This window comes from Haloplanus rubicundus (assembly GCF_003342675.1).
Classification (GTDB): domain Archaea; phylum Halobacteriota; class Halobacteria; order Halobacteriales; family Haloferacaceae; genus Haloplanus; species Haloplanus rubicundus.
In genome coordinates this window covers 301295-327953 of record NZ_CP031148.1, presented here as the reverse complement: position 1 = coordinate 327953, position 26659 = coordinate 301295, and the positions used below count along the sequence as shown (strand labels likewise).

Sequence of the window (26659 nt, the reverse complement as noted above, 5' to 3'; positions counted from 1 at the left end):
TATGTTGAATATTGGAGTTGATGTGTCGTCTGCGAGCGTCGCAGACGGTCGTCAGGCGGTCAGCTCTTCGGCCGAGAACGTCGTCAGCTCGGTCCACTCGCCGCCGGTGACTTCGAGGACGGAGAACGGCCCGACTGGGTCGCCGTCGTCGTCGAAGTCCTGCGGGTTCGAGGCGCCCTGGTAGTTGATTTCGTTACCGGCTTCGAGTTCTTCTTTCCCCTCCGAGAACGTCGACACCTTGGTGCCTTCGGGACGGGCCACCGAGTTGACGTTGTCCGTGATGGCCTGACGGGTTGCCTCGCCGGCGCGCTGGGCCGCTAGCGCGATGAGGTTCATCGCGTCGTAGCCGGCCGCCGAGAAGGTGCCGGGTGCCTCGCCGTGCATGTCCTGATGGGCCTGCTGGAACTGGTCGTAGGCCGGACCGGGGGCGGGAGCCTGCCCGAAGATCGGTGCCTCGGCCATCGCGTCGGCGCCGATCCGTTCGATGAAGCTCTGGGTGATGACGTCGTTCCCGATGAAGATGGGGATGTCGAGACCGGCCTCCAGGTAGTTGCGCATGAACAGCGCGGACACCTCGGTCCCGGCGGTCATGGAGATGACGTCGGCACCGGAGTCGGCGATTTCCTGGATCTCACTGCGGTAAGAGTCGGAATTGATACCGAGGGCCACGTCAGCAACCTGCTCACCGCCCTGGCCAGTGAAGTAGTCGGCCACCGACGCCGAGAAGCTCTGGGAGCCCTTGTCGTCCTTGTACGTGACCGCCATCTTGGTGTAGTCGTTGTCGAGGGCGTACTGTCCCTGAGCGCGTCCGGCGATGGAGTCGCTCGGCACCGTCCGCCACAGGTATTCGCCGGGGCCGCCGACGTCGTCCATCTGGGTCGTCCCCGCGGAGACGGAGAGCGTCGGGAGGCTCGCGTCCTTGATCGGCTGGAACAGGTTCGGCATCACGGTACTCGACGGGCCGAGCATGGCTACGACGCCGGCCTCGTCCAGCGTGGTGAACCCGGAAACGGCCGCCTGCGGGGTCGTCTCCGTGTCCTGTTCGTTGATCTCGACCTCGCTACCGACGACGCCGGCGTCGTTGATGTCGGCGAGGGCGACGTCGCGGCCACGGGCGGCGTTCCCGCCAACCCAGCCGAGGCCCTGGCTGAACGGGGCGAGGGTGCCGACGAGAATGGAATCGCCGCCACCGCCACCGCCCCCGTCGCCACCGCCACCGCCCCCGTCGCCACCGCCACCGCCTCCGTCGCCACCGCCGCCCCCACCGGAACAACCGGCGAGACCAACGATACCTGCGGTACCTGCTGCCTTGACGAACCGCCGTCGCCGTACGCTACGGTCGGACATTCCAGTCCAAACTGGGTCGATTCACCCGCATTAATTATTGTGGTATTGGACTGTGAGAACAGGGCTCATATCGCGTTAATCTTACATCTGTTTTACATTAATTTCCATCGAAGAATATCCGATCCGATCGGAGACCGCCAAGCGCCGCTGTTCGGTGATAATCCGTTTTTCGACCCACTGTGACGGCCGAACAGGTGCGCTACCCGCCGAACAGCGAGTTGTGGACGGGCGCGAAGTCCGCCTCCTCGTCTCCCTCGTCCTCCTCGGCGGTGTCGTGGACGGCCCGTCCCGCCAGCCCGTCCGCGAGGAAGTCCCGGAGCGGCGGTCCCACCTTCTCCGGTTCGACGAGGAAGGCGTCGTGGCCGTGGTCGGACTCGACGACGTGGTGGGCGACGGGGACGCTCGCCGCCCGACACGCCTCCGCCAGCGACTCCGACTGCGCGACCGTGAAGTGCCAGTCGCCGGTGAAGGACATGAGCAGCGCCTCGCCCTCGTAGGCCGCGAGCGCGTCCGCGTCCCCCTCGTACCCCTCGCTCAGGTCGTAGTCGTCCATCGCGCGGGTGAGATAGAGGTAGGTGTTGGGGTCGAACCGGTCGACGAACTTCTCCGCCTGGTAGTCGAGATACGACTCCACCTCCCGATAGGGGAAATAGCCCGCGGCGCGGTCGGCGGGGAAGGAGCGTACGGCGTCGCGGCCGGCCGCCCGGCGGCCGAACCGCTCGCCCATCGACGTCTTCGAGAGGTACATGACGTGCCCGATCTGTCGGGCGAGTGCGAGGCCGTCCGTGGGTCTGGCGCCGCCGTAGTAGTCGCCGCCCTGCCAGTCGTCGTCGCTCGTGATGGCGCGGCGGGCGATGGCGTCGAGGGCGAGACACTGGGCGTCGAGGCGGGCCGCGGCTGCGACGGGGACGATGCGGGCCACGTCGTCCGGATACTGCACCGCCCAGTCGAGGACGTTCATGCCGCCGGCGCTCCCGCCGACGACGGCGTGCAGGCGCCCGACGCCGAGTTCGTCGAGCAGGCGGCGCTGGGCACGGGTCCAGTCGCCGATGGTGACGGGCGGAAAGTCGGTGCCCCACGGCTCGCCCGTCTCCGGGTTCTCCGCCGGCGGACCCGACGACCCGTAACAGGAGCCGGGGACGTTGGCACAGACGACGTAGTACTGCGTGGTGTCGATGGCCTTCCCCGGACCGACGATGTCGTTCCACCACGCGCGGGCCTGCCCGGAGGTGCCGGGGACGCCCTCACTGGCGACGTTCTGACTCCCGGTGAGCGCGTGACAGACGAGGACGGCGTTGCTCCCCTCGCCCTGCGGTTCGAAGTCGCCGTAGGCCTCGTAGGCCACCTCCAGGTCGTCGATGGACTCCCCGCACTCGAAGGTGAACTCGCCCAGGCTCCGGGTGCCGCTCTCGACGGAGGTCATGGCAGCCCCCGTTCCAGGTCCGCGACGATATCCTCGACGTCCTCCAGCCCCACCGAGAGCCGCACCATGTCGGGCGTGACGCCCGCGGCGCGCTGTTCGGCCTCGCTCAACTGGGAGTGGGTGGTCGAGGCGGGGTGGATCACCAGCGTCTTCGCGTCGCCGATGTTGGCGAGGAAGGAGGCGAGTTCGACCGTCTCACACAGGTCCTTGGCCGCCTCGTAGCCGTCCGCGAGGCCGAACGTGACCATGCCGCCGTAGCCGTCGAGATACGTCTCGGCGTTTCCGTGGGTCTCGTGACTCTCTAGGCCGGGATAGGTCACCCACCCGACCGCCGGATGGTCGTCGAGGAACTCCGCGACGGCCGTCGCGTTCTCGCAGTGGCGCTCCATCCGGAGCGGCAGGGTCTCCAGCCCCTGCAGGGTGACCCACGCGTCGAACGGCGACTGGGCGCTCCCGAGGCTCCGGAGCGAGCGGTAGCGGACGGCGGCGGCGAACGCTCGCTCGCCGAAGCGCTCGGTGAAGTCGAAGCCGTAGGCGGGGTTCTCGCCCGCGAGTTCGGGGTAGTCGGCGTCGGGGTGGTCCCACGGGAAGGTGCCGCCGTCGACGAGGATTCCGCCGAGCGTGGTCCCCGAGCCGTGGATCCACTTGGTCGTCGACTCCCACACCGCGTCCGCGCCGTGTTCGAGGGGGCGACAGAGGTAGGGGGTGGCGAACGTGTTGTCGACGACGAGCGGCGCCCCGGCGTCGTGGGCCACCCCGGCCAGCCGCTCGAAGTCGGGGGTCACCAGCGACGGGTTGGCGAGCGTCTCGACGTGGACGAACGCGGTGTCGTCGTCGACGGCGTCGGCGTAGGCGTCGTACTCGAGGGTGTCGACGGTTCGGACGTCGACGCCGCGGCGCGACGCCATCTTCGTGAAGTAGGTGCTCGTCCCGCCGTACATGTCCGCCGAGGCGACGACGTTGTCGCCGGCTTCGGCGAGGATGCTCGTGCCCGCGTCGAGGGCGGCCATCCCCGACGCCGTAGCCACGGCGTCGGTGCCCGCCGACAGCGATGCCAGTCGACGTTCGAGGATACGGGTCGTCGGGTTCGAGAACCGCGAGTAGATGTCGTCTTCCACGTCGAGGCGGAACCGCTCGGCGGCGTCGTCGGCGTCGTCGAAGACGTACGAGGTGGTCTGGTAGATGGGTGGCGCGCGCGCACCCGTCGCCGGGTCCGGCTCCTGCCCGGCGTGGAGGCTACGGGTGTGAAAGCCGTCGGTCATGTTTAGAGTGCATAATCCTCTAAGAACTTATAACCAGTAGTTACGGAATCGGCGTGACGGGCCACGTCGCTACGCCCGTCCTGACAGTTCGCGCCTTCTAGGGAGTCGCGATCAGGCTGCCGATCCCTCGTGAAATCATACGAAATATTATGGTTATCTCCACCGTACGCAGCGTATGGTCTCACTCACCAGCCGTGCGGTGCCAGCGGCGCTGCTCGTGACCGCGCTCGTCCTCGCCGGGGCCGTCGGCCCCGGGACGGCACAGACGGACTGCGGGACGGCATGTCTCGACCCCGGTGGTGACCGGCCCGACGTCGACGCCGGCCCGCCGGGATTCACGACGCCGGTGGTCGAACTGTTCCTGAAGGCGAAGAAGGCCTTCACCGACGAGTTTCAGGCGTTTCTGAAGGCGAAGAAGGCGTTCTGAGTCGCTGTCGGGACGGCATCAAAAGGTCCATGCCGCCTCGCGCCCCGCTAGCCGGTACCCAGCCCCTATGACGAGGAAACGCGAATACACGGACGACTACCCCGACAAGACGCTCTACATCCCCGGTCCGACCGAGGTGCGCGAGGACGTGATCGAGGCGATGGCCCAGCCGATGTTCGGCCACCGGATGGACCGGATGACCGACCTGTATACGACCATCGTCGAGGACACGAAGGACTTCCTCGGCACCGACAACGACGTGATCGTTCTGACCGCCTCCGGGACGGAGTTCTGGGAGGCGTCGACGCTCAACCTCGTCGACGACCGGATGCTCGTGCCGACCTGCGGGAGTTTCAGCGAGCGCCACGCCAACGTCGCGGAGCGCCTCGGCAAGACCGTCGACCGACTGGAGTACGAGTGGGGCGAGGCGGTCAAACCCGAGGACGTGCGGGCGGCGCTCGAAGAACCCGGCGCCGACTACGACGTGGTCACCTGCGTCATGAACGAGAGTTCGACCGGCGTCCGCAACCCCATCGAGGAAATCGGCGACGTGGTCGCGGAGTATCCGGACACCTACTTCGTCGTCGACGCGGTGTCGGCGCTGGGCGGCGACTACGTCGACATCGACGCCCACGACATCGACGTCATCTTCGCGTCGACCCAGAAGGCCTTCGCCATGCCCCCCGGCCTCGCCGTCTGCGTCGTCAGCGAGGACGCCTACGACCGCGAACTCGACACGGACTCGGCGTCGTGGTACGGCGGCTTCCAGCGCTGTCTCGACTACTACGACCGCAAGGGGCAGACCCACTCCACGCCCGCCATCCCCATCATGCTCGCCTACCGGACACAGATGAAGCGGATGCTGGAGGAGGGACACGCGGCCCGCGACGAGCGCCACCGCGAGATGGCCGAATACACCCGCGAGTGGGCGCGCGAGCACTTCGACACCTTCCCCGAGGCGGGGTACGAATCGCAGACGGTGAGCTGTATCGAGAACACGCAAGGCATCGACGTGGCCGCGACCATCGACGCGGTGTCCGAGAAATACGACATGGTGTTTTCGAACGGCTACGGCTCCACCCTCGGCGAGAAGACGTTCCGCATCGGCCACATGGGCGAACACGACCGCGAGAGCATCGAGGCGCTCACCGACGCCATCGAGGACGTGGCCGACCTATAGGTCCGCTTCCTGGAACCACAGCAGGCCCAGCAGGGGCGGCACGAGGATCCACACCAGCAACATCAGGGTGGCCGACACCTGCATGTTCACGCTCCCCTCCGTGTAGAGCGCGCCCTGCAGGAAGGCGTTCGAGACGATTTTGAACGAGCCGGTCGGGTTGATCAGGCGGAGCATCCGCAGCACCTGCTGGCCCGTCAGTGGGAGCCACGACGGGCCGCCTCCCATCCCCAGATACAGCTGGAGCGGGAACCGGACCGCCCCCCACAGCGGGACAAAGAGGAAGTAGGTGCCGACGGCGCCGGCTATCGCCCGCCGACTCGACGACGCGGCCGTCGAGAATCCGACGGCGATGCTGACGAAGACGACGCCCAGAATCGCCGTCAACAGCGTGTAGCCGACGTAGGAGAGCACGTCGAAGTTCACCGCGGGGACGACGAGCAGGATTACGGCGGGCAGGAGAAAGCCCACGCCGATGGGGGCGGCGATGGCGCCCGACCGCCCGAGCACCTTCCCGAACACCACGTCGGCCCGCGAGTGTGGGAGCGAGAGCAGGAGCTTCAGCGACCCGGACTCCCGTTCACCGACGACGGCGTTGTACGCCACGATCAACGCGATCAGGGGGACGAGCGTCGTCACGAGGGCGTCACGAACCACCAGCGAGTTGAGGACCTGATTCGAACTGATCGTCTGCCCCGGCGCCGGTCGGACCAGATACGCCGCCGCCGAGACGAGGAGGACGAACAGCGCGGAGAGGCCGGCCACCCACCGCGACCGGATGGCGTCCTCGAAGTCCTTGCGCGCCACCGCCGTCCACGTCATACCGACACCTCCTTCCCTTCTGTGTAGGCGAGAAACAGGTCCTCGAGCGACGTCTCTTCGGTCTGGAAGTCCTTGACCGTCACTCCCACATCCTCCAGCGCGCCGATGACGGCCGTCTTCGCGTCGGCGTCGCAGGTGACGGTCACCGTCCCGCCGTCGGTGACGGCGTTGCTCACGCCGTCGAGCGCCCGCACGGCGTCTAGGTCGTCCTCGCTCGCGGCGTCGACGGTGATGACGAGCGTCTCGCCGCCCTCGACGGCCTCCCTGAGCCCGTCGATGCTGTCCTCCGCGACGAGTTCCCCCTCGCGCATGATGCCGACGCGGTCACACACCGCCTCGACCTGCCCCAGGACGTGACTGGAGAAGAAGATGGTCGCGCCACGGTCAGCCTCCTTGCGCACGATGTCGCGCATCTCGCGGGCGCCGCCCGGGTCGAGGCCGGAGGAGGGTTCGTCGAGGATCAACAGGTCGGGCTCGCCAACCAGCGCCATGCCGAGGACGAGGCGCTGGCGCATCCCCTTGGAGTAACCGCCAGCCTTGCGGTCGGCGGCGTCGGCGATACCGACCCGTTCCAACACGGCGTCGGGGTCACCGTCGACCTCTTTCGAGCGCATCGCGAACTCGACGTGTTTCCGCCCCGTGAGGCGGTGGTACACGTCGTAGCCTTCGGGGAGGACGCCGGTTCGGCGGCGCACCGCGACGCTCTCGCGCCCCGCGTCCAGTCCGAGCACCCGTACCTCGCCATCCGTCGGGCGGACGAAATCGAGCAACATGTTGATCGTCGTCGACTTCCCCGCGCCGTTCGGGCCGAGGAAGCCGAACACCTCGCCCTCGGGGACCGTGAGGTCGAGGTCCGAGACGGCTGTGACGTCACCGAAGCGCTTCGTCACGCCGTCGAGTTCGATTGCGGCCATGGGAACCCGTTGGGCCAGTCTCCGTTAAAGGGTTTAGGTGTCTGATTCGAAACGCCGACGCCGATCACACCGTCTCCTCGGGGTCGTGGCGCTCCACCATTCGCGCCGCCTCGGCCGCGTACCGTTCCTGCAGGTCGTCGTCGTCGACCGGTTCGAGCGCCTCCGGATCGGCGTCGACCGCCGCGGTGACGCCGCCCGACCGCTCGACGGCGATGGGTGCCCGTTCGATCCGCCGCACGGCGTCCCCGTCGGTCGTCGCGTACACGAGCGAGATGAGTCCCTTGTCGTCGTAGGTGCGTTCGACCAGCCACAGTCGCGTCTCCATGGACGGCCATCGCCGCCGGCGGTGTTTAACCCTTTACCGCCGGCCGTCCGCCTTGAGTTCCGCGACGCTGCGCTGGAGTTCGTCGACTGCCCCGTCGGCCTCGTCGGCCGCGGCGACGATCCGATCCGCCGCGTCGGCGGTCTCTTCCGCCCGATCACGGAGGTTTTCGATCGTCGCAGTCAGTTCCTCGGCGGTCGCCGCCTGGTCGTCGGCCGTCCGCGACACCTCGGCGACGCCGTCCGCCACCCGGTCGATGGTGTCGGCGATGTCCTCGAACGTCGCCAACACCGCGTCGATCCGGTCGCTCGCCTCCTCGATCCGGTCCAGCGAGTGCGTCGCCGCGTCGACCGTCTCGCCCGTCTGTTCCTGGAGCGCCTGGATGTCGTCGGTGATCGCCTCGGTGTGATCGTGGGTCTGCTCGGCCAGCGACTTCACCTCCTCCGCGACGACGGCGAAGCCGTCGCCGTCCTCGCCCGCCCGCGCCGCCTCGATGTTGGCGTTCAGGGCGAGTAAGTTCGTCCGATCGGCCACCTCCGAGATGACCTCCACCACCTCCTCGATGTCGTCCATCCGGTCGCCCAGCACGGTCACGTCCTCGACGAGGTCCTCGCCCACGTCGACGACGCTCTCGGTCGCCGTGCGGGCCTCCTCGCTGGCGTCCTGCCCCGCCGCCGCCGCGTCCCGTGCCTCCTCGGCCGCCGACTCCACCTCGTCGGTCGTGGCCGCGACTTCCTCGATACTCGCACTGAACGACTGCATCTCGTCGGCCCCCTCCGAGAGCAGGTCGTTCTGGTCCTCGACGTTCTCGGCGATGGCGTCCGCCGCCGACGCCGTGCGGTCGATGGCGTCAGCCAGCGATCGCGTCTCGCCGTCCACCTCGTCGGCGAGGCTCTCGAACTCCTCGGCCGTTCGGTTCAACTCCTGGACGACCAGCGCGAGTCGGTCGTCGACCTCCCGTTCGTCGGCGTCGAACGTCGCCCGCGCGTCGAGATGTCCCTCCGCGAGGTCGTGGAGCGTTCCCCGAACCTCCTCGACGAGGTCGGCGACCGCCTCCCGCCGCTTCACCGCCGCCGTCCGGTCACGGATCGCCTGGATGACCGCCACGAACTCGCCGTCCTCGTACAGCGGCATCGACGTATGCCGGAGGTGTCTCGTCTCGCCCCGTCGATCCGTGATCGTCTCCTCCGTCGCGTACAGCGACAGCTCCGGGTCCTCGAGTTCGACGGTCGGGTGGTCGTCCGCGGACTCCGGCGCGTCGAGCACCCGCTGGGCGAGCATCTCCGTCTCGCGACCGTCGGGGTAGAACACCGTACTCGGCCGCGTCGCCCCGATTGCGGCGTCGTCACCGTTGCCCGTCAACTGCTCGATGCTGTGGTTCCACGCCGCGATAGCCCCGTCACGGTCGAGGACGAACACCGGCATCCCGACGCCGTCGATCAACACGTCGTCGTCGATGTTCAACTCCACCGCGGCGGTGGCGTCCGGTTCCTCGAACGCGACGGCGTCGGCACCGACCCCACCGTCCGTTTCGAGCGCGTCCGGCGACGCCTCCGCCGGCCGTTTCCCTCCTTGTGACTCGGGACCGTGATCCATACGCCAGCGGTCGATACCCCCGTTCTTAACGGTTTCTGACGATTATCACTGGCGAAAACCCGAGCGGACGCGTCAGGCTCATTGGCCCGCGACGGCTACGACGCTCCTGATGAACGCGACGGCGGTCCGAGAACGCGCGGCCGACCTCCCGTCCGATCCGGGCGTCTACCTCTTCTACGAGGGCGAGCACGTCCGCTACGTCGGCAAGGCGGTCGATCTCCGAGCGCGCGTCCGTTCCTACGCCGATCCACGGAGCGACCGCATCCGGCGCATGGTCGACGCTGCCGACCGGATCGACGTGGCCGTCACCGACACCGAGACGCAGGCACTCTTGCTGGAGGCGAACCTCATCAAGCGCCACCAGCCGCGGTACAACGTCCGACTGAAGGACGACAAATCCTACCCGCTGGTCCAGCTCACCGGCCACGACGCCCCGCGGATCGAGGTGACGCGGGACCCCGACGAGGGCGCGACGGTCTTCGGCCCCTTCACCGACAAGAGCCGCGTCGAGACGGTCGTGAAGGCCATCCGCGAGACGTACGGCCTCCGCGGCTGTTCCGATCACAAGTACCGCGGCCGCGACCGCCCCTGTCTCGACTACGAGATGGGGCTGTGTAGCGCCCCCTGCACCGGCGAAATCGACCCCGACTCCTACGCCGAGGACGTCCGCGCCGCCGTCCGCTTTTTCGAGGGCGAGACCGGCGCCCTGGCCGACCCGCTCCGCCGGGAAATGGAGGCCGCGGCCCAGGCCCAGTCGTTCGAACGCGCCGCGAACCTCCGGGACCGACTGGAGACCGTCGAGTCGTTCCACGGCGCCGGCGGCGACGCCGTTGCCGACCCCGCCGACGAGCGAACCGTCGACGTCCTCGGCGCCGCCGTCGAGGGCGACCGGGCGACCGTCGCCCGCCTGCACAGCGAGTGCGGGCAACTCGTCGACCGCTCGCGCCACCGACTCGACGCACCCGACGGCGAGGACCGGGTCGGCGCCCTCCTCGCCGCCTTCGTCCCCCAGTACTACGCAGACCGCGAGTTGCCGGACGCCGTGCTCTGCTCCGAACGACCGGACGACCCCGAGGTGATCGCGTGGCTGGAGACCGAGGGCGTCTCGGTCCGCGTTCCCGGCGCCGGCCGCGAGGCCAAACTCGTCGATCTCGCGCTGAAAAACGCCCGTCGCCGGTCCGGCGGCGACGACGCGGCGGTGCGTCTCGCCGACGAACTCGGCCTCGACGGCCGGATCGAGCGGATCGAGGGATTCGACGTGAGCCACAGCGGCGGAAAGGCGGTCGTCGGGAGCAACGTCTGCTTCGTCGACGGGAGCGCCGAGACGTCCGCCTACCGCCGGAAGAAACTCACCGAGCGCAACGACGACTACGCGAACATGCGCGAACTGGTTCGCTGGCGGGCGGCCCGCGCCGTCGACGGCACCGACGACCGACCCGATCCGGACCTCCTCCTGATCGACGGCGGCGACGGCCAACTCGCCGCCGCGCGCGACGCCCTCGCGGAGACGGGCTGGGACGTGCCCGCCGTCGCGCTGGCGAAAGCCGACGAACGGATCGTGACGCCCGACGGCGTCCACGACTGGCCCGCCGACGCCTCCCACCTCCATCTTTGCCAGCGGGTGCGCGACGAGGCCCATCGCTTCGCCGTCCAGTACCACGGGACCGTCCGCGACGAGGTGTCGACGGCGCTCGACGACGTGCCGGGCGTCGGCCCCGAGACGCGGCGGCGACTCCTCCGGCGGTTCGGGAGCGTCGAGAACGTCCGCGAGGCGTCTGTCGACGACTTGCGAGACGTCGAGGGCGTCGGCGAGAAGACGGCGGCGGCGCTGGCGAGGCGACTGTAGCGAACAGGTGGCGCCTCTCGTGGCAGCGGCCACGAGTGGCAGCGGCCACGCCCGCGGGACGTGGCGCCACGCTCCCGCGAGCGCCCCGCGGCCGGACTCAGATCACGGGGCGACTGGCCGCGCTACCGAATATAAACGTCAGGCGATCTCGGCGTACTGCTCGCGCAGTTTCTCGGCGGCGTCGTCCATCAACTCGGCCTCGTAGTCGTCGAGGTCCCACTCCACCACTTCTTCGACGCCGTTCGACCCGAGCTTGACCGGGACGCCGAAGGCGGTGTCCTCGTAGCCGTACTCGCCGTCGAGGACGACGCTACCGGGGAGGACGGCGCCGGTGTCGCGGATGACGGCCTCGACCATGTGGGCGACGCCCGTCGCCGGGCCCCACTCCGTCGCGCCCTTGCGCTCGATGACGTCCATCGCGGACTCCTGCAGGTTGCCGAGAATCTCCTCGCGTTCGTCGGCCGTAAACTCGGGGTCGCGGCCGTCGACGCGGACCTTCGAGAAGACGGGCACCTGCGCGTCGCCGTGTTCGCCGAGGATCGTCGCCTCGACGTTCTGGACCGGCGCGTCGAACCGCTCGGAGAGGACGTAGCGGAAGCGCGCGGAGTCCAGACGACCGCCGAACCCGATCACCGAGTGCCGATCCCGGTCGCCCGTCTCGTAGAGGTGGCGGTTGAGGAGGTCCACCGGGTTCGAGGTGGTGATGGAGACGAAGTCATCGTTGTACTCGGCGATGGAGGAGCCGATGTCCTCCATGATCGGCGCGTTGTCGCCCGCGAGGTCGATGCGGGTCTGGCCGGGTTTGCGGGGGATGCCGGCCGTGATGACCACCACGTCCGAGCCCTCGGTCGCCTCGTAGCCGCCCTGCCGGACGACGGTGTTGGAGTCGTAGGCGATGCCGTGGTTCGTGTCGGCGGCCTGTCCCACCGTCTCGGCCTCCATGTCCGGAATGTCGACGAAGACGAGTTCGTCCGCGATGTCGCGGAGCGCGATGTTGTACCCTGCCGCGGCCCCGACGGTCCCTGCCGCGCCGATGACGCTCACTTTCGTCATATCACGTATCGATGGCGGCGGATTCCGATTAAACGCTTCGGAAGCCCCGTATTCAGCCCGCAGTCGGCGTACGACCGCTCGACGACCGTCGAAAATCGCGTCCCGACCCCGTGGGGTTTTTCGACCCCGACCGCCTTGTCCCTCCCATGAGCGGGTTCGACGAGGAGGCCGAGCGCGAGCGTCTCCGGGAGAAGTACGAACAGGACCAGGAGAAGCGCGCGAGCACGCAGCGGATGAGCGAACTGCTCCTCAAGGGGGCGACGATGACCAACAGCCACTGCGACACCTGTGGCGACCCCATCTTCCGCCACGACGGCCAGGAGTTCTGCCCGACGTGTCAGGCGGCAGACGGGAAGGGGGCGGCCGCGCAGGAGGCGACCGCCGACCCCGATCCCGCCCCGACCGCCGCCGGGACGGAGGCGGACGCCGATGCGACGCCGGCGCCCGAAGCCACGACGCCCGACCGCCGCGCCTCACCCGAGTCCGGCGACGACGCGAGTGACGGACAGGGTCGTGCGCCGGCCGCGGAGTCGGACACGACGCTGTCTCCGCCCCCGTCGTCGCGTTCCGCCGCCGCTCCGCTCGACGACGCGCGTGCGTCGCTCTCGCGGACGCTCCTTCGGTACGCGCAGGCGGCCGAGGAGACGGACGACCCGCGGCGGGCACAGGAGTTCCTCGCCGCCGCCCGCGAGGCGGCGGAGACGCTCTCGGCGCTGGAGCGTTAGCGGTACTCGCTGCCCACCACGTCGCGGATACGGTCGGCGGTGACCTCGCCGACCCCGTCGACCGCCAGCAGATCCTCCTCGCGGGCCGTCATCACGGCCTCGACGCTCCCGAAGTGTTCGAGCAGCGACCGCGCCGTCACCGGGCCGATGTCGGCGATGGCGCCGACGACGTACTCCTGCTGTTCGGCTAGAGTCTTCGAACTCTTCTCCCCGTGGACGCTCACGGCGCGGTCGCGGGTCGTCTGCTCCCGGCCGGCGAGCACCGCGAGGAGGTCCGCGGTGTCGCCCTCGTCCTCCGTCCGCAGGACGCTCACGCCGAAATCGACGGTGAGCGACGCCAGTGCGCCCCGGATGGCGTCGGGGTGGACGTTGCGCTCCTCGTAGAGGCCGTCGCCCTCGATCAGGACGACCGGGCGGGCGTAGTGTCGGGAGAGGTCGCCCACCTGTTCGAACAGCGAGCGGTCGCCGCCGGTGAGGGTGTCGAGGAAGTCGGAGACGGTCTTGCGCTCGATTGCGACGCGGTCCGAGACGACGTAGTCGCCCACCGCGAGCGTCTCCAGCCGCGTCGCCATCCCCTCGCGGGTCGAGAGGTCACGCGCGATGGCCGAGTCGAGTTCGCGCTGGTCGACGACGATCTCCACCTCGTCGTCTTCCTCCGTCCCCGCGGTGGCGACGACGGCGTCGTCCGTCTCGGCGTCCCCGTTCTCGTCGGTCGCCTCCGCGTCGCCGTCCTCGGTCGCCGTCCCGAAATCCGCCAGCCCCGGTTGCGCCGCCGCGCCACCGTCCGCTTCGGTCGCCGTGTCGCCGTTCGTCTCGACGTCAGCACTCGCTGCGCCGTCGAACGAGTCTAGTGCCGTCTGGGAGTCGTCGAGTTCCGCCTCCACCTCGTCGGCGACGCCTTTCAGTTCCTTCAGTTCGTCCTCCATCTCCTGTTCGCGCCGCCGGGAGATCCAGAAGAAGGCCTCGTCGCGGGTGTCCTCGGCCATCAGGACGATCACCCGCCCCTCGTCCTGTCGGCCCGTCCGCCCCTTCCGCTGGATCGACCGGATCGCGGTGGGGACGGGTTCGTAGAAGAGGACGAGGTCCACCTCGGGCACGTCCAGGCCCTCCTCCGCGACGGAGGTGGAGACCAGCACCTCGAACTCGCCGTTTCGAAAGGCGTCGAGCGTCTCGCCCTGTTCGGTCTGGGTCATCCCGTCCGAGCCTTCCTTGTCGCCCTGCCCGACGAACCGCCGGGTGTCGAAGCTCTCGCTCAGGAAGTCGGTCAGCGCCTCGGCGGTGTCGCGGGATTCGGTGAAGACGATGACGCGCTCGCCGCCGCCGATTCCGAGGGTCTGAGCGAGGAGGACGCGCGTCTGTCGGAACTTGGGGTGTAGGTCGTCGAACGCCTCGGCCTTCCGCATCGCCTCCCGAACCTTCGGCTCCGAGACGAGCCGTTGGCTCGCCTTCGGCGCCCCGGAGGCGCGCGCGGCGTTGCGCTGGCGTTCGAAGTAACGGCGAAGCGACTCCACCGACTGCGTCTCCGCGAGTTCCACGGCACGACGGAGCTTCATCACCTCCGCGTGGATCGACATCCCCTCGTACCCCTCCGACTGGTCGGCGTCGATGAGGTCCTGTAACTGCCCACGCATCGAATTGAGGTCGCGCTGGGAGAGGTCGGGGCTCGTCTTGTTGGTGACGCCGAGGTCCTTCAACTGCGACAGCCGGTCGGTGATGACCTCGTTGATGGCGTCCCTGATCTCCAGTACCGGTTCGGGCAGGGTTACCCGCTCCCACTCCACCTCGGTGTCGTGGGTGTAGTCGGCCACGTCGGCGTCGTCCTCGGTCATCACCGCCACCTCGCTCAGGCCGAGGTTCTCACAGACGGTGAGGATGGCCTCCTCGTCGCCGCCGGGTGAGGCGCTCATGCCGGTGACGAGCGGCGCCTCGGCGTCGGCGTGGTAGCGCTCCGCGATGTAGACGTAGGCGTAGTCGCCGGTGGCGCGGTGACACTCGTCGAAGGTCAGGTGGGTCACGTCCGACAGGGAGATCCGACCGCCGATCAGGTCGTTCTCGACCACCTGCGGCGTCGCGATGACGATGCGACTCTCCGCCCACAGCGCGGCCCGGTCGTCCGGCCGCACCTCGCCGGTAAAGACCGTAATCTCGTCGTCGGGAATCGAGAGGGCCTCGCGGTAGAAGTCGGCGTGTTGCTGGACGAGCGGTTTCGTCGGCGCGAGAAAGAGCGCCGTGCCGCCCACCTCGTGCAGGCGGTCGGCGGTCACGAGCAGGCTCACAGTCGTCTTGCCCAGGCCGGTGGGCAGACAGACCAGCGTATGCGACTCGCGGGCGTCGGCCGCGAGCTGGAGCTGGTACCGTCGCTGTTCGATGAAGCCCGGTTCGAGCAGCGGATGATCGACGTACGCCTGCCCGTCGTCGGTGGCCGCCATTACGCCCGATTCGTCGTCGTCGTGGTTAAGGGTTGGCGAACCGCGGTGAAAGTGATCTCGCGTCTCGGAGCCTCGGAGAGCGACGGCACGATCCGGCCGGCCCGTTCGCCACGGAGCCGCGGTCGCCGGCCCCGCTAGACGATCTGCTCGCCGTCGTCGTCGTACAGGCGGATGGCGTCGACCGGACAGGTGCGGGCGGCGAACTCGGCGTCGAGTTCCGCCCCGTCGGGCACCTCGCGGACGAAGACGTCGGGTTCGGTCTCCTCACTCTCCGCGAGGTCGGCCTTCCCGTCGTCGCGGTTCTCCTCGAACGCGTCCCACTCGTCGGTACACTGGAACATTCCGATACAGGTGTCGCGGTCGAACTCGACGTGCATGCGGCGTGATAGACGCGGCGGCGAGAAAGGTGTGGCGTCTAGTTCGTCGTCGACTTCGATTCGCCGCCGTTTGGCGGCGGTTCGACGCCCTCGACGACTTCCGCCACCTCGGTTTCCTTCTCGGTGTCGACGTGCCAGCGGTCCACTCGGTCCTCGTAGTCGGCGAGCCGGTCGCTCACGACCGCCTTGACCTCGTCGTCGTTGACGTTCACCTCGAAGATGAACTGGTCTTCGTCGCCGCCGCGGGCCGTCTTCTGGACGTTCGCGCTCACGAGTTCGTTGTCGAAGTAGTAGGGGGCGAGCTGGGTCATCACCTTCCGATACACCGTGTCCTCGACGGCCCGGAGCGCCTTCCGGCCGGCGGAGTCGGCGGCGCGGGCGACGTAGTTGATCGAGTCCTGCCAGCGCTCGACCGCCCCCTCGTTGTCCCCCTTCTCGACGCGTTCGTAGGACTCGGAGAGCTTTTCGCCGGCCGTTCGCAGGTCCTCGTCGGGCTCTTTCCCGGCTTTCTCGCCTTCACCCTCGTCGACGCTCGCCTGTTCGGCGGTCTTTTCGCTCACGTCCTCACCGAGGCGTTCGTGGGATTTGGGTCGCCACTCGTCCCACTCCTCGAACGCCTCGCCGTCGGCTCCGGCCTCGCGGAGCGCGCGCGTTATCCGCTCGCCGTGCTCGACGATATCCGCCCACGTTCCCCGGCATTTGAAGCCGGACACGCTCTCTTCCATCGCTTGTCAGGCCTCCATGGTCCCAGCGTACAAAACGGTTCCGCGCTACCGGCCGTACGTGAGTCGGGTCGCGTACTCGTCGATCCGACGCTTGACCCGCGCGAGCCACGCCGCCGGCGAGACGGCGCGAAGCTGCCGCTCGTCCACCTCGATGCGGGCGCCCGCATACGGGTCCCGTTCGTCGCCCTCGTCGTCCGCCGAGGCCACGCCGACGACCGAGCTCATGGCACATCGGCCGCAGGTTTCGGTTTCTTTGCCACCCATCGTACCTGCGTGTACGGCTACGGGCGGATTAAACCTTGCCGTGCCGGTGACGACGAGCTTTTTGTCCCGCCCGTTCAGTGGACGGATATGGGTTACCACGTCGTCGACACCGACGAAGTCGAGCCGGATCCCGACCGCCCCTGCACGCGCCGGTCGCTATCCGACCTCGCCGGCCTCACCAACATGGCCATCAACCGCTACACGGCCGAACCGGGTGAGGAACTGCCGCTCGCCTACCACTACCACGACGAACAGGAGGAGGCGTTCTACGTCCTCTCGGGCACGCTCCACGTGAAGACGCCGGAGGGCGACTTGGAGGCCGGGCCGGATACGTTACTCACCGTCGAGCCCGACAGCCCCCAGTTCGCGTACAACCCCGAGGACGCCGAGGAACCCGTCGACGTCGTCGCCATCGGGGCGCCGGCAATCGACGGCGACGTCCACGCGTACGATCCGGACTCGTGAGCGACGACGGGGTGCCGAGCGGCGGCGCGGAGACGGGCGTCGACGCGGACGCCGACGGCGACGTGCCCGACGACGTCCCCCACTGGGACGACGAGTACGTCGACCGGGTCAGCGACCGCCTGATGTTCAACTACGACCTCGAGCGCGACTACCGGGTCGACGCCGAGTCGTTCGACCTCTACGGCCGTCTGGAGATCCACACCCAGAAGAAGTTCTTCCATCCCGCCATCACCTACGGCCACCACGAGTCGTACGAACACCTGTTTCTCCGCCGCGCCGACGGCGTTCGCGTTGCGACGCTCGAACGCCTCGTCGCCCTCGCCGCCGACCTCGCCGACCGCTGGATCGAGGCCGACGAGGAACACTACGCCACGGAGTTTACGTTCGTCGTCGTCGTCCCCACCGTTCCCGACGACGTGCGCGAGTTCGTCGCCGGCTTCTCCGACCGGAACATGCTCAAGTACGGCTACAACGGCTACTACGAGACCCACCTCGCGGTCGTCGCGCCGGAGCGGGAGGACGTGGTGACGAGCCAGCGCGCCGACGTGGGCGACGCGCTCACCGTCTGGCGCCCCATCGACGCCGACGCCCCCGGCCCGCTCGAACGGCTCAAGCGCCGGCTGTTGGGGTAGCCCGCCGCCGACGGTCGTCCACTCGCCGCACACGACCGACGCGACACTGAAGGACCGCGCCCGTCGAGATGTGCGCATGTTCCGGCGTGTGCTCCCCGTCCTCGCCCTCGTCGTCCTCGCCGGCTGTGCGGGGGCCGGCGGCGGCGCGACGCCGACCCCCGACCCCCCGCTCCACGCGACTGCGGCGCCGGCGACGCTCGATCCAGCCGTCCTCTCGGCGACGGGCTACGCCGAACGCCGCGCCGACGCGCCGTGGTTGAACGCGACGGTCACGGCCCGCATCGAGGGGGACGTGACGCTCCAAACCACCCGCGACGTGCGGGCGACGACCGCCCGTCGGGTGTACGCCCGGTCGACGCCGGACGGTCCCGTGGTCGTCGGGCTCCACGCGGTCCCGAGCGTGAAACCCTTCGAGAACGCCGACCTGCGGAAGGACCCGGCGGCCGGCCTGTCACCCGCCGACCGACTCGCCCGCGCCCAACCCGTCTACGCCGACGTGCGCGTCCGCTCGACGGCGGGCGAGCGGTCGGTGACGGTGCTCGGGAGCGAGGCGACGCTCACCCGGTATCGGGGGACGGCACGGGTCAACGGCACCGACCGCCCCGTCGCTGCCGCTCTCGTCACGGTCGCCCACGGCGACGACTACGTGACGGTGGCCGCCATCGCCCCGCGCGGTGTCGACGCGTCGCTCCCCCGACTTCTCGGGGCGGTGCGTCACGAAAAAGGGTAGTCGCCGCTCAGTCGTCGTCCGTGGGTTCGCCGCCGTCGGCGACGGCCGCACTCGTGCCACGGACCTGTCGGATGTTGCTGATGCCCATGTAGGCGAGCGACAACGCCAGCCAGACGAGCACCAGTGCGATCACGATCTGGACGCCGGCAGAGGCCATCTCGACGGTCGTCCCGCCGCCGGCCCAGTTGCCCTGGATGAACTTCTGATAGAGGTTCTGGTAGAAGGCGAGATACAGCAAGGCCGTCGTGGTGATGACGAACATGAACGCCATCGGCGCGCCGGTGGAGATGAGCTGTTTCTGGTCGTCCCAGTTGGCGAGCCAGATGGTCGCGACGAGCAAGGCGAGCGCCGCGAGCGTCTGATTCGCGCCGCCGAACAGGGGCCAGAGGTCGGCCCACCGACCGGAGGCGACGAGGACGTACGCCGGCGCCACCTGCAGGAAGGCGTTGACGTAGCGGTTGGCCGCCACCTCCTGCACCTGCGTCTCGGGCGTCCCGACGAGTTCCTCGACCATGTACCGACCCAGCCGGACCGCGGTGTCCGTGCTGGTGAGCAGGAAGCTCACGAGGACGAGCCCCATAAAGGGTGCGGCGATGCTCTCCGGGATGCCGAAGCCGACGTTGAGGATGAGCCCCCCGCCGGACGCGAAGTTGGGCAGGGCGAGGCCGATACCGCCGCCGGTCGGCACCTGCGTGTACACCGCGACGGTGACGATGGCGACGGTGGCGAGCAGGCCCTCCCCGAGCATACCGCCGTACCCGATGGTGCGGGCGTCGGTCTCCTTGTCGAGCTGTTTGGCCGTCGTCCCCGAGGAGACCAGGGAGTGGAAGCCGCTGATCGTCCCGCAGGCGATAGTGACGAAGAGAAGCGGGAAGAGTGGGAGCGTCGTGTCCACCAGCGCGCCGCCCCAGAACCCGGCGAACGCGGGGGCGTCGATGACGAGCTGGGACGCGCCGCCGGTGAACGTCCCGACGATGACCGCAAGCAGCGTCCCGCCGACGCCCGCGTACAGCAGGCTGGACGTGAGGAAGTCACGCGGCTGGAGCAGCACCCAGACCGGCAGGACGCTGGCGATGAAGCCGTAGACGAGGATCACCGGAATCCACGTCGCGATGTTGACGCTGCCGAGCACCGGCGGGAGCGGGCTTCCCGACAGGAGGACGATGGTGCCCGCGGGGTAGTCGCCCGGCACCAGCGCGAGCGGGTACTGGACGCCGACCCAGACGCCGGCGAAGACGGCCGCGACGAACGCGAGCGTCCCCGGCAGGAACGGGAGGTCGAGTTGGTAGAGATACACGCCGAACACGAGCGCCAGCAGGATGTAGACGAGCGACGCCGTCGCGGCCTGTGGGTACGCGTTGAACACCAACGCGATCACGAGGCCGAACACGGCGACCACGAGGACGATCGTCAGGAACGCGAACCAGAGGATCATGTCCTTGCCGCGTTCGCCGACGTACTCCCCGATGATGTAGCCGATCGACTTCCCCTCGTGGCGCATGCTCGCCGTCAGCGCCATGAAGTCGTGGACGGAGCCGAACAGTGGGTTGCCGATGGCGACCCACAGGAACGCCGGCACCCAACCCCAGACCACGGTCGCCGTGATCGGGCCGACGATCGGTGCTCCCCCCGCGATGCTCGAATAGTGATGCCCCAACAACACCGGCTTCTTCGACGGGACGTACTCCTGCCCGTCCCGATACTTGTGTGCTGGCGTCTCACGCTCGTCGTCCAGGTCGACGAACTGTGACAGGTACCGCGAGTACCCGAGATACGCGACCGTGAACGACACGAGCGTGAGTACCACCACTGTAATAGCCTGTACCATGTGTGTGTGACCCAACTCGAAGTCACGAAAAATTATTATTTAAACGTTGGGCATCTGCCCGCGCGGCGCACACGCGCGTTACTCCGGCGACACCGCCACGTCGAGTTCGGCGGCCACCTCGTCGAGTAGCGATCCTTTCACTTCCCGGACCCGAGTCTCCACCTCCGCGATCACCGGCTGTTCGAACGTCTCGTGGAGTTCCCGGAGTCGGTCCCGCTCGGTCGCGACCCGGTCGCGGAGATACCGGGCCCCGCGGCCGTCCTCGTCGTCGTCCGGCGACGGCGTCAGTTTGTTCACCGCCAACCCCTCGACTCGAAGGCCGTGGTCCGCGAGGCCGTCGACCGCCCGTCGCGTCTCCCGGATCGACAGTTCGTCCGGGTTGACGACGAGGAAGAACGCGGCCTCCTCTTGCAGGGTCTCTTTCGCGAACTCGAAGCCCTCCTTGCGCTCCTGCAGGCGGGCGATGATCGGGTCGCCGTCCATCAGCCGTCGCGGTTCCTGGTTACCGATGGCCGCCCGTTCGTACAGCTTGACGCTCTGTTTGCGCTTGTGGAGGAGGCGGTCGACCCACCCCGCCAGGAACTCGGGGAGGCTCAGCAGCCGCAGGGTCCCGCCCGTGGGCGAGGTGTCGAAGACGATCCGGTCGTAGGGGTCGGGATCACGCATCACGTCGATGAAGCGGTCGAACAGCGCCGCCTCGTACGCCCCCGGGGTCTGGTGGGCCATCTCGATCTGGCGGTCGATCTCGTTGACCATCGCCGCGCTCACCTGATCGCCGAGGGCGCGTTTCGTCTCCATCAGGTGTCGTTCGAGTTCCTCGTCGGGGTCGATCTCCATGACGCTCAGTCCCTCGACCCCCTCGACCGATCGGGGATCGTCGGAGAACTCCTGATCGAACACGTCGGCGGTGCTGTGGGCGGGGTCGGTCGAGACGACCAGCGTCTCCAGTCCCGCCCGCGCACACTTCAGGCCGTAGGCGCTCGACATCGTGGTCTTGCCGACGCCGCCCTTGCCGCCGAAGAAGACGAAGCGGTCCATCAGAAGTGGTACTGCTCGCCCTTGCGCTCCAGGAGCGACCCCCGATTCCACATCCGACGCTCCCACGCCTCGAACTCGTCTTCGAGGTAGGGTAGGAGTTCGGCGGTGTAGTACGACACCGGGCTCGGGATGCCGAAGGCGTCGGGGAAGCAGGCGAGCATGAACGTATCCTCCCGATCCTCGGCCTCCTTCTCGATTTTCTCGTAGGCGGGGTGGGAGATCAGCCCGTGATACAGGCCGCGGAGCCACTCCTCGGCCACCCGCCGGAACCGCTCGATCCGTTCCGCGAGGTCCATGCCCCGTTTCCCCGCGGCGTGGGCAAAAGCGTGTCGTCGGTCGCCCGTCGCCGGCGCACGTCCGCGGGGTTAAGGGGCGTCGACGCCCTGTCCTCACCCATGTCTCGCGACCGCGACGCCATCCCCGTCACCATCCTGAGCGGGAGCCTCGGCGCCGGCAAGACGACGCTGCTCAACCACCTCCTCGCCGGGGCGGGCGACCGCGACATCGCCGTCCTCGTCAACGACATGGGCGACATCAACGTCGACGCCGACCTCGTGAGCGGGAACACGGACCTCGCCGTCGACGGCGGCGTGGCCGAACTCTCGAACGGCTGTATCTGCTGTGAACTCCGGGACGACCTCGAAACCGCCGTCGTCCGCCTCGCCCGGGAACGGGGCTTCGACCACCTCGTCGTCGAGGCGTCGGGCATCTCCGAACCCCGGCCCGTCGCTCGCCTCTTCACCACGGGGTCGCAAGCCGCCGCCCGCTACGACGTGGCCTCTGTCGTCTCCGTCGTCGACGCCCGCCAGTTCCACGACGCCTTCGGCGACGAGGGGGTCGCAGCCCGCCGTGGCACCGGCGACGACGACACCCGCCCCCTCTCCGACCTCCTCGTCGAGGGCGTCGAGTTCGCGAACCTCGTCGTCCTCAACAAGACGGACCTCGTGACACCCGACGAACTCGACGCCGTCGAGGAGATGGTGCGGGCGCTCCGCCCCGACGCCGAGGTGGTCCGCACCGAACACAGCCGGGTCGATCCGGGCGTCGTCCTCGAACGACGGTACGACCCCGCCACCGCCGACGAGGCGGGGTGGAAGCGGGCGCTGGAGGGGGACGACCACGACGACGACCACGCGCACGACCACGCCGACCACGCACACGACCACGCCGACCACGCACACGACCACGACGCCCACGCCCACCCCGAGGCCGTCTACGGCGTCACCTCCTTCACCTACCGTCGCCGGCGCCCGTTCCATCCCGCCCGACTCCGCTCCCTGCTCGCCGACCTGCCCCCCGCAGTCGTCCGCTCGAAGGGCACCTGCTGGATCGCCACCGGTGCCGACTGCTCCTACACGATGGGGCAGGCTGGCCCCTCGGTTCGGGTGGAGGTCGCCGGCCCCTGGATCGCCAGCCTCCCCGAGTTCGAACAGGACGCCTACCGGCGCAACCGCTCGAACCTGGAGTGGGACGAGGAGTGGGGTGATCGGCGGACGGAACTCGTCTTCATCGGCCGGGGGATGGACGACGACGCGCTGATCGCGGCGCTCGACGACTGTCTGCTCACCGACGACGAGATGGCGGCCGACTGGGACGGCTTCGGGAACGCGTTTCCGACCGAGGCGGGCGAGGAACTGGTCGTGACCGAGCCCTAACAGGCACACCCGGTCGATCCGGGCGAGCGCTCGAACTCCATCTCGTCGCCACAGGCCGGACACGTCGGCGCGTCGTCGCCCTCGACGTCGGTGTCGAGAATCCGTTCACTACAGTCGTGACACCAGTACGCGCCCTTCGACTCGCCCGCGCCGCTCCCCCGGTTCGAAGACGAGGACGAGGCCTTCAGGGTGTCCGTAATCGTGTTCAACAGTCCCATACCGAACGGTTCACGCGCCGACGGGTAAAGTCTCGGTCGGCTGTCCGCCCGCGGCGCACGGCCGCGACGGTCGTACGGTTTATTGTAAGTCAGTACCAGTAGTTTGCCGGACCGTCTCGGCGAACCACTGGTAAACAGTTACAATAATCGGTATCAGGCGTCCTCGTCCGTCGCTTCGGACTCCACGGCCGACACCCGGTCTTCGAGGGCGGCGATCCGGTCGGAGCGTGCGCCCCACCGGGCGCCGACGGCCGCCCCGACGACGACGCCGGCGGCGATGCCGACCGGGCCGAAGACGCCGCCGACCATCCCGAGGACGCCGGCGAGGGTAATGGTCACGAGGTCACGCCAGTCCATGGTCGTCACTCGGGCGGCGACTACTTCAGGTCGCCGCCTCCGCGAGTGCGTCCAGCAGGCGTTCCAGCTCCCCCCGGCGCTTCCACGTCGCGATCCGATCGGTCAGCGCCGGGACGGGGAGGCCGAGGCTCACCGCCGACCGAGCCGTGACGCGTGATCCCTCGTTTTCGGCCGTGACGATCAGATCGGTCGTCATGGCGTCGAACGGCCCCGCCGACCCCGCCTGGGTGTAGTGGAGGCCGTCCGCCCGCTCCTCGAACCGGAGCGTGAGTTCCAGCCCCCGCGCGCCGGCGGTGACGAGCGTCCCGTCCGCCCCGTCGGTCACGTCGCGGACGGTGAAGCTCCCTTCGCTCTCGACGACCGTCGCTGGTGTCAGGACGCGTTCGACCGCCGTCGGCGTCGCTCGGACGAACCGTGAGACTTCCACCTCGCGCATCGTCGGGTCTTCGCGTCACCGCACCAAAAGCGGGAGGGAGAGGGCAACGAGGACCGCAGCCCCCACGAGCGCGGCGTACAGCAGGCCCTTGATGCGCTGCTCTGGCGACAGCTCGCCTCGCAGTTCCGGGTGGGCGGTGTAGACGAGGCGGTGATACGCCACGGCGACGGCGGCGAGACAGGCGACGGTCGGCAGGCCGAACACCGCCGGTCCCGACAGGCCGATGGCGATGGCGTAGATGGGGCCGAAGGAGAAGCAGACGAGGCCGGCCATCGCCGTCACGACGAGGAAGGGCACCGCGTCGACGGCCGTCCCGTCCCGGTTCCGGAGGCGCATACCCGACCGTACGGCTCGACGGGCAAAACTCGCGCGCCGATCCGAAGGTTCAGGCCCCTCGCCCGACTTCCCCCAGCCATGCCCACGGTCCGCGCCGAGGTGGTCGGCGAGGGTGTCGAGGAGGTCGACCTCGCGTCCGACGCCACCTACGGCGACGTGCTCGCCGCCCTCGGATTCAGCTCCCACGAGGCGACGGTCCTCGTCGACGACGCGCCCGTCCCCGAGGACCGTCCGGTCGACGCGGATCGGGTGCGCGTCCTCCGCCTGGTGAAAGGGGGCGCACCGGATCGACGGTCGATCCGGATTCGCGCTGCCGACGCGGCCGATCACCTCGACGTAATGCGAATTCTGGACGGCGCGATGCTCGCCGTCGACGCGGCGACGGTGCGCGAGCGAATCGACGACGACGAGGTGCTGGTGGCGATAGTGGACGGCCGCCCCGTCGGCGCCCTCGTCCGCGACGGCGACCGGGTGACCGCCGTGGCGACCCGGCGCCGCCACCGCGACCGGGGGGTCGGGAGCGCGCTGATCGCCGCGGCCCTGGAGACGCGCAGCTGCCTCGTCGCCGCGTTCGACCCCGACGTGCGTCCGTTCTACGAGTCGCTGGGGTTCGACATCGAGGCGGTCGGGGACGGCGACGGTCGGCTCCGCGGGACGTTAGGGAAGCCGCCGCGAGACGGCGACGCCCACCTCGTCCGCCCAGTAGAGGAGGGCGACGGTGAGCAGGAAGACGGCAGTCGAGAGGTCCCAGGCGAGGCCGGTTAGCGTCGACCCGAACAGCGCGGTGGCGCCGAGCAGGGGGAGGAGGATGGAGAACGTACAGCCGACACAGGAGACGAGACCGAGGACGCCCGAGAGCACCGCCCGCGTCGCGTCGAGCAGGCGGGCGTAGACGAGGTAGGTCATGGCGACGTAGCCCACCACTTTGAACGGAATGATCGAGAGGCGGATCCGCGGAGTGCCGTAGACGACGATTGGACCCAACCCGGGAATGTTCCAGTGAATCGAGGCAACCGCACCACCGTTGAGCGGTTCGCTGATCCCGAGTTGGAGGGTGCCGGCCGCGACGAACAGGACCAGCAGATAGCCGACGGCTACTGCGGTTGCCACGGCCCACTGCCGACGGTCGACACTCGGCGTCTTCGTCCGAATCATCGCCCACACACCGACGTTGATCCAGAGGAACGGATACACGACGTAGCGAGGTTCGACAACGGTCACAGTCGGGGTGACGGCGAGGTACGCGGTGACGAGGGCGAGTTCGGCGGCGAGGACGAGACTCCACCACCGGATGGCGGCCGTCTCCGCGAGGAGGAGCCGACGGACCCGCGCGAGCGGGTCGTAGGCTTCGCTCACGTCCGCACCTCCCGTCGACCGACGGTCGCGGTCATACGTTGCACTCGGTCGCGGAGGACTATGGAAATGTCGACTTCCGCGCCGGCGTCACTCGCCGCCGTGGACGACGGCGTCGAGACGGCCGACGAGGCGGCCGGCGAGCGTCTCGAAGCGGGCGGTGCTCCCGGCCGCGACGACGACGGCGCCGACGGCGTTGAACACGAGGTCGTTGACGATGTCCGCGGTGCCGTACTGCGCGAGGAGCGCCTCGCCGCCGACGACCGCCGCGAGGCCGCCGCTGGCGAACTCCAGAATCTCCCAGCCGACGCCGACCGCGAGGACGAACAGGACGACGAACGCGGCCCGGAACCGCCGGTCGAAGTCGACGCTCCGGGAGTGACGCTCGACGCCCCGAGCGACGGCGTAGCCCCCGCCGGCGACCAGCGACGCCGACAGCGCGTGGGCGACGCTGTCGTACCACCCGAACGCCGTGTAGAGGCCGGCGACGGCCATCGTCGCGACGACGACGAAGACGGCGGCGAACCGGGGGGTCATCGACAGCGAGGTGAACACGTCGAGGACGACGACGACGAGAAGCGTCAGCGCCGCCGCCGCGAAGAAGGCCGTCACGCCCGGGAGCAGCCCGGCCGCCCTGACCACGAACGGGGCGGCGGACAGCGCCAGGAGTTCGGCGGGGACCGTGACCCCCGGGTCGCCCGCGAGCACCGCGACGCCCGCGACGAGCACCGCGAAGACCGCCCAGTCCGGCTCACCGCGCCGGAGGAGGACGACGGCGGCCACGGGGAGGGTCGCGGTGACGCCCCACGCCGCGCCCGCGTCGACGCGCCGGCGGACGAGCAGCGACCGGAGCGACGTCATCGCCCCGGCGGTACGGGGAGTCGCGTGTAAAGCCTTCGGGC

General features: G+C 69.0%; 30 protein-coding genes. 9 read left to right on the top strand and 21 right to left on the bottom strand.

Features of this window, described 5'->3' with window-relative positions; genetic code table 11:
* Window positions 1–51 precede the first annotated feature (51 nt).
* From DU484_RS02530 to DU484_RS02520, 3 genes are all read right to left on the bottom strand, one after another.
* A complete protein-coding gene (locus tag DU484_RS02530) occupies window positions 52–1347 on the bottom strand; it encodes an ABC transporter substrate-binding protein (protein ID WP_114605031.1) in 1296 nt (431 codons plus the stop codon).
* 199 nt (window positions 1348–1546) lie between these two features.
* Entirely contained in the window at window positions 1547–2770 is a 1224-nt protein-coding gene (gene metX / locus DU484_RS02525) for a homoserine O-acetyltransferase MetX (RefSeq protein ID WP_114584621.1), read from the bottom strand.
* Window positions 2767–4032 carry an O-acetylhomoserine aminocarboxypropyltransferase/cysteine synthase family protein gene (locus DU484_RS02520; protein WP_114605030.1) on the bottom strand — a complete coding sequence of 422 codons (1266 nt, stop codon included), beginning with the start codon at window positions 4030–4032 and terminating at the stop codon, window positions 2767–2769. Before DU484_RS02520 ends, metX begins: the two co-directional genes overlap by 4 nt.
* Window positions 4033–4207: 175 nt before the next feature.
* Here DU484_RS02520 and DU484_RS02515 point away from each other — a divergent pair, with 175 nt between their 5' ends.
* Together DU484_RS02515 and DU484_RS02510 are read left to right on the top strand one after the other, a co-directional pair.
* Window positions 4208–4459 carry a hypothetical protein gene (locus DU484_RS02515; RefSeq protein WP_114584619.1) on the top strand — a complete coding sequence of 84 codons (252 nt, stop codon included), beginning with the start codon at window positions 4208–4210 and terminating at the stop codon, window positions 4457–4459.
* A gap of 67 nt (window positions 4460–4526) precedes the next feature.
* Window positions 4527–5639: a pyridoxal-phosphate-dependent aminotransferase family protein gene (locus DU484_RS02510; RefSeq protein WP_114584618.1), complete on the top strand. Its 1113-nt coding sequence runs from the start codon at window positions 4527–4529 to the stop codon at window positions 5637–5639.
* Here DU484_RS02510 and DU484_RS02505 read toward each other — a convergent pair.
* From DU484_RS02505 to DU484_RS02490, 4 genes are all read right to left on the bottom strand, one after another.
* Window positions 5634–6458 (bottom strand): ABC transporter permease subunit, encoded by an 825-nt coding sequence (locus DU484_RS02505; RefSeq protein ID WP_114584617.1) that lies wholly within the window; start codon window positions 6456–6458, stop codon window positions 5634–5636. The genes DU484_RS02510 and DU484_RS02505 overlap by 6 nt on opposite strands.
* Window positions 6455–7372: an ABC transporter ATP-binding protein gene (locus tag DU484_RS02500; RefSeq protein ID WP_114584616.1), complete on the bottom strand. Its 918-nt coding sequence runs from the start codon at window positions 7370–7372 to the stop codon at window positions 6455–6457. The genes DU484_RS02505 and DU484_RS02500 overlap by 4 nt, the downstream gene beginning before the upstream one ends.
* A 64-nt stretch (window positions 7373–7436) precedes the next feature.
* Complete coding sequence (locus DU484_RS02495; protein ID WP_114605029.1) at window positions 7437–7697, bottom strand: hypothetical protein; 261 nt, start codon at window positions 7695–7697, stop codon at window positions 7437–7439.
* A gap of 33 nt (window positions 7698–7730) precedes the next feature.
* The gene (locus DU484_RS02490) at window positions 7731–9290 is read right to left on the bottom strand and encodes a methyl-accepting chemotaxis protein (RefSeq protein ID WP_187695750.1); all 1560 of its coding nucleotides are present in this window, start codon (window positions 9288–9290) and stop codon (window positions 7731–7733) included.
* A gap of 109 nt (window positions 9291–9399) precedes the next feature.
* Here DU484_RS02490 and DU484_RS02485 point away from each other — a divergent pair, with 109 nt between their 5' ends.
* Window positions 9400–11136, top strand: coding sequence for an excinuclease ABC subunit C (locus DU484_RS02485; protein WP_114605028.1), 1737 nt, complete (start codon window positions 9400–9402; stop codon window positions 11134–11136).
* Between the two features lie 138 nt (window positions 11137–11274).
* Here the strand turns inward: DU484_RS02485 and mdh are convergent, their stop codons facing one another.
* Entirely contained in the window at window positions 11275–12189 is a 915-nt protein-coding gene (mdh, locus tag DU484_RS02480; protein WP_114584613.1) for a malate dehydrogenase, read from the bottom strand.
* Window positions 12190–12335: 146 nt separating this feature from the next.
* On the opposite strand from mdh, the gene DU484_RS02475 reads away from it, so the two are divergent.
* A complete protein-coding gene (locus tag DU484_RS02475; RefSeq protein WP_114605027.1) occupies window positions 12336–12914 on the top strand; it encodes an Sjogren's syndrome/scleroderma autoantigen 1 family protein in 579 nt (192 codons plus the stop codon).
* On the opposite strand, the gene DU484_RS02470 is transcribed toward DU484_RS02475, so the two are convergent.
* The 4 genes from DU484_RS02470 to DU484_RS02455 all read right to left on the bottom strand — a co-directional run bounded on the left by DU484_RS02470 (window position 12911) and on the right by DU484_RS02455 (window position 16670).
* Entirely contained in the window at window positions 12911–15343 is a 2433-nt protein-coding gene (locus DU484_RS02470) for a DEAD/DEAH box helicase (RefSeq protein ID WP_114605026.1), read from the bottom strand. The genes DU484_RS02475 and DU484_RS02470 overlap by 4 nt on opposite strands.
* A gap of 134 nt (window positions 15344–15477) precedes the next feature.
* Entirely contained in the window at window positions 15478–15720 is a 243-nt protein-coding gene (locus DU484_RS02465; protein WP_114584610.1) for a ferredoxin, read from the bottom strand.
* A 38-nt stretch (window positions 15721–15758) separates the two neighbouring features.
* Window positions 15759–16445: a DUF5828 family protein gene (locus DU484_RS02460; RefSeq protein WP_114584609.1), complete on the bottom strand. Its 687-nt coding sequence runs from the start codon at window positions 16443–16445 to the stop codon at window positions 15759–15761.
* 45 nt (window positions 16446–16490) lie between these two features.
* A complete protein-coding gene (locus DU484_RS02455) occupies window positions 16491–16670 on the bottom strand; it encodes a hypothetical protein (RefSeq protein ID WP_316043100.1) in 180 nt (59 codons plus the stop codon).
* A 126-nt stretch (window positions 16671–16796) separates the two neighbouring features.
* On the opposite strand from DU484_RS02455, the gene DU484_RS02450 reads away from it, so the two are divergent.
* The 3 genes from DU484_RS02450 (at window position 16797) to DU484_RS02440 (ending at window position 18536) form a co-directional block, all read left to right on the top strand.
* Entirely contained in the window at window positions 16797–17174 is a 378-nt protein-coding gene (locus DU484_RS02450; RefSeq protein ID WP_114605025.1) for a cupin domain-containing protein, read from the top strand.
* Window positions 17171–17806, top strand: a complete 636-nt coding sequence (locus DU484_RS02445) for a hypothetical protein (RefSeq protein WP_222844872.1) — start codon at window positions 17171–17173, stop codon at window positions 17804–17806. The genes DU484_RS02450 and DU484_RS02445 overlap by 4 nt, the downstream gene beginning before the upstream one ends.
* A 76-nt stretch (window positions 17807–17882) precedes the next feature.
* The gene (locus DU484_RS02440) at window positions 17883–18536 is read left to right on the top strand and encodes a DUF6517 family protein (protein ID WP_114605024.1); all 654 of its coding nucleotides are present in this window, start codon (window positions 17883–17885) and stop codon (window positions 18534–18536) included.
* Between the two features lie 7 nt (window positions 18537–18543).
* Here DU484_RS02440 and DU484_RS02435 read toward each other — a convergent pair whose 3' ends face one another.
* From DU484_RS02435 to DU484_RS02425, 3 genes are all read right to left on the bottom strand, one after another.
* Window positions 18544–20364, bottom strand: coding sequence for a carbon starvation CstA family protein (locus DU484_RS02435; RefSeq protein WP_114605023.1), 1821 nt, complete (start codon window positions 20362–20364; stop codon window positions 18544–18546).
* Between the two features lie 78 nt (window positions 20365–20442).
* Window positions 20443–21402, bottom strand: coding sequence for an ArsA family ATPase (locus DU484_RS02430; RefSeq protein ID WP_114584604.1), 960 nt, complete (start codon window positions 21400–21402; stop codon window positions 20443–20445).
* Window positions 21402–21698 (bottom strand): hypothetical protein, encoded by a 297-nt coding sequence (locus DU484_RS02425; RefSeq protein ID WP_114584603.1) that lies wholly within the window; start codon window positions 21696–21698, stop codon window positions 21402–21404. Before DU484_RS02425 ends, DU484_RS02430 begins: the two co-directional genes overlap by 1 nt.
* A gap of 99 nt (window positions 21699–21797) precedes the next feature.
* Between DU484_RS02425 and DU484_RS02420 the strand changes: the two genes are divergently transcribed.
* Window positions 21798–23057: a CobW family GTP-binding protein gene (locus DU484_RS02420; RefSeq protein WP_114605022.1), complete on the top strand. Its 1260-nt coding sequence runs from the start codon at window positions 21798–21800 to the stop codon at window positions 23055–23057.
* On the opposite strand, the gene DU484_RS02415 is transcribed toward DU484_RS02420, so the two are convergent.
* The 4 genes from DU484_RS02415 to DU484_RS02400 all read right to left on the bottom strand — a co-directional run bounded on the left by DU484_RS02415 (window position 23054) and on the right by DU484_RS02400 (window position 24404).
* Entirely contained in the window at window positions 23054–23275 is a 222-nt protein-coding gene (locus DU484_RS02415; RefSeq protein ID WP_114584601.1) for a hypothetical protein, read from the bottom strand. The genes DU484_RS02420 and DU484_RS02415 overlap by 4 nt on opposite strands.
* Window positions 23276–23428: 153 nt before the next feature.
* On the bottom strand, window positions 23429–23632 hold the full coding sequence (locus DU484_RS02410; RefSeq protein ID WP_114605021.1) for a hypothetical protein: 204 nt from the start codon (window positions 23630–23632) through the stop codon (window positions 23429–23431).
* 25 nt (window positions 23633–23657) lie between these two features.
* A complete protein-coding gene (locus tag DU484_RS02405) occupies window positions 23658–24068 on the bottom strand; it encodes an SRPBCC family protein (protein WP_114584599.1) in 411 nt (136 codons plus the stop codon).
* Window positions 24069–24083: 15 nt separating this feature from the next.
* Window positions 24084–24404, bottom strand: a complete 321-nt coding sequence (locus tag DU484_RS02400) for a hypothetical protein (protein WP_114584598.1) — start codon at window positions 24402–24404, stop codon at window positions 24084–24086.
* A gap of 78 nt (window positions 24405–24482) precedes the next feature.
* Here DU484_RS02400 and samp2 point away from each other — a divergent pair, with 78 nt between their 5' ends.
* The gene (gene samp2 / locus DU484_RS20680) at window positions 24483–25169 is read left to right on the top strand and encodes a ubiquitin-like small modifier protein SAMP2 (protein WP_394338753.1); all 687 of its coding nucleotides are present in this window, start codon (window positions 24483–24485) and stop codon (window positions 25167–25169) included.
* Here the strand turns inward: samp2 and DU484_RS02385 are convergent.
* Both DU484_RS02385 and DU484_RS02380 read right to left on the bottom strand, forming a co-directional pair.
* Window positions 25062–25760, bottom strand: a complete 699-nt coding sequence (locus DU484_RS02385) for a DUF7546 family protein (RefSeq protein WP_114584597.1) — start codon at window positions 25758–25760, stop codon at window positions 25062–25064. The two genes, samp2 and DU484_RS02385, sit on opposite strands and share 108 nt — an antisense overlap.
* An 87-nt stretch (window positions 25761–25847) precedes the next feature.
* Window positions 25848–26618 carry a hypothetical protein gene (locus tag DU484_RS02380; RefSeq protein WP_114605020.1) on the bottom strand — a complete coding sequence of 257 codons (771 nt, stop codon included), beginning with the start codon at window positions 26616–26618 and terminating at the stop codon, window positions 25848–25850.
* Window positions 26619–26659: the final 41 nt, after the last annotated feature.

Bases quoted from the DNA above. Each gene is read 5' to 3' on its own strand.
- DU484_RS02530 (WP_114605031.1), bottom strand. From the start codon at position 1,347: ATGTCCGACCGTAGCGTACGGCGACGGCGGTTCGTCAAGGCAGCAGGT.
- metX (WP_114584621.1), bottom strand. From the start codon at position 2,770: ATGACCTCCGTCGAGAGCGGCACCCGGAGCCTGGGCGAGTTCACCTTC.
- DU484_RS02520 (WP_114605030.1), bottom strand. From the start codon at position 4,032: ATGACCGACGGCTTTCACACCCGTAGCCTCCACGCCGGGCAGGAGCCG.
- DU484_RS02515 (WP_114584619.1), top strand. From the start codon at position 4,208: ATGGTCTCACTCACCAGCCGTGCGGTGCCAGCGGCGCTGCTCGTGACC.
- DU484_RS02510 (WP_114584618.1), top strand. From the start codon at position 4,527: ATGACGAGGAAACGCGAATACACGGACGACTACCCCGACAAGACGCTC.
- DU484_RS02505 (WP_114584617.1), bottom strand. From the start codon at position 6,458: ATGACGTGGACGGCGGTGGCGCGCAAGGACTTCGAGGACGCCATCCGG.
- DU484_RS02500 (WP_114584616.1), bottom strand. From the start codon at position 7,372: ATGGCCGCAATCGAACTCGACGGCGTGACGAAGCGCTTCGGTGACGTC.
- DU484_RS02495 (WP_114605029.1), bottom strand. From the start codon at position 7,697: ATGGAGACGCGACTGTGGCTGGTCGAACGCACCTACGACGACAAGGGA.
- DU484_RS02490 (WP_187695750.1), bottom strand. From the start codon at position 9,290: ATGGATCACGGTCCCGAGTCACAAGGAGGGAAACGGCCGGCGGAGGCG.
- DU484_RS02485 (WP_114605028.1), top strand. From the start codon at position 9,400: ATGAACGCGACGGCGGTCCGAGAACGCGCGGCCGACCTCCCGTCCGAT.
- mdh (WP_114584613.1), bottom strand. From the start codon at position 12,189: ATGACGAAAGTGAGCGTCATCGGCGCGGCAGGGACCGTCGGGGCCGCG.
- DU484_RS02475 (WP_114605027.1), top strand. From the start codon at position 12,336: ATGAGCGGGTTCGACGAGGAGGCCGAGCGCGAGCGTCTCCGGGAGAAG.
- DU484_RS02470 (WP_114605026.1), bottom strand. From the start codon at position 15,343: ATGGCGGCCACCGACGACGGGCAGGCGTACGTCGATCATCCGCTGCTC.
- DU484_RS02465 (WP_114584610.1), bottom strand. From the start codon at position 15,720: ATGCACGTCGAGTTCGACCGCGACACCTGTATCGGAATGTTCCAGTGT.
- DU484_RS02460 (WP_114584609.1), bottom strand. From the start codon at position 16,445: ATGGAAGAGAGCGTGTCCGGCTTCAAATGCCGGGGAACGTGGGCGGAT.
- DU484_RS02455 (WP_316043100.1), bottom strand. From the start codon at position 16,670: ATGAGCTCGGTCGTCGGCGTGGCCTCGGCGGACGACGAGGGCGACGAA.
- DU484_RS02450 (WP_114605025.1), top strand. From the start codon at position 16,797: ATGGGTTACCACGTCGTCGACACCGACGAAGTCGAGCCGGATCCCGAC.
- DU484_RS02440 (WP_114605024.1), top strand. From the start codon at position 17,883: ATGTTCCGGCGTGTGCTCCCCGTCCTCGCCCTCGTCGTCCTCGCCGGC.
- DU484_RS02435 (WP_114605023.1), bottom strand. From the start codon at position 20,364: ATGGTACAGGCTATTACAGTGGTGGTACTCACGCTCGTGTCGTTCACG.
- DU484_RS02430 (WP_114584604.1), bottom strand. From the start codon at position 21,402: ATGGACCGCTTCGTCTTCTTCGGCGGCAAGGGCGGCGTCGGCAAGACC.
- DU484_RS02425 (WP_114584603.1), bottom strand. From the start codon at position 21,698: ATGGACCTCGCGGAACGGATCGAGCGGTTCCGGCGGGTGGCCGAGGAG.
- DU484_RS02420 (WP_114605022.1), top strand. From the start codon at position 21,798: ATGTCTCGCGACCGCGACGCCATCCCCGTCACCATCCTGAGCGGGAGC.
- DU484_RS02415 (WP_114584601.1), bottom strand. From the start codon at position 23,275: ATGGGACTGTTGAACACGATTACGGACACCCTGAAGGCCTCGTCCTCG.
- DU484_RS02410 (WP_114605021.1), bottom strand. From the start codon at position 23,632: ATGGACTGGCGTGACCTCGTGACCATTACCCTCGCCGGCGTCCTCGGG.
- DU484_RS02405 (WP_114584599.1), bottom strand. From the start codon at position 24,068: ATGCGCGAGGTGGAAGTCTCACGGTTCGTCCGAGCGACGCCGACGGCG.
- DU484_RS02400 (WP_114584598.1), bottom strand. From the start codon at position 24,404: ATGCGCCTCCGGAACCGGGACGGGACGGCCGTCGACGCGGTGCCCTTC.
- samp2 (WP_394338753.1), top strand. From the start codon at position 24,483: ATGCCCACGGTCCGCGCCGAGGTGGTCGGCGAGGGTGTCGAGGAGGTC.
- DU484_RS02380 (WP_114605020.1), bottom strand. From the start codon at position 26,618: ATGACGTCGCTCCGGTCGCTGCTCGTCCGCCGGCGCGTCGACGCGGGC.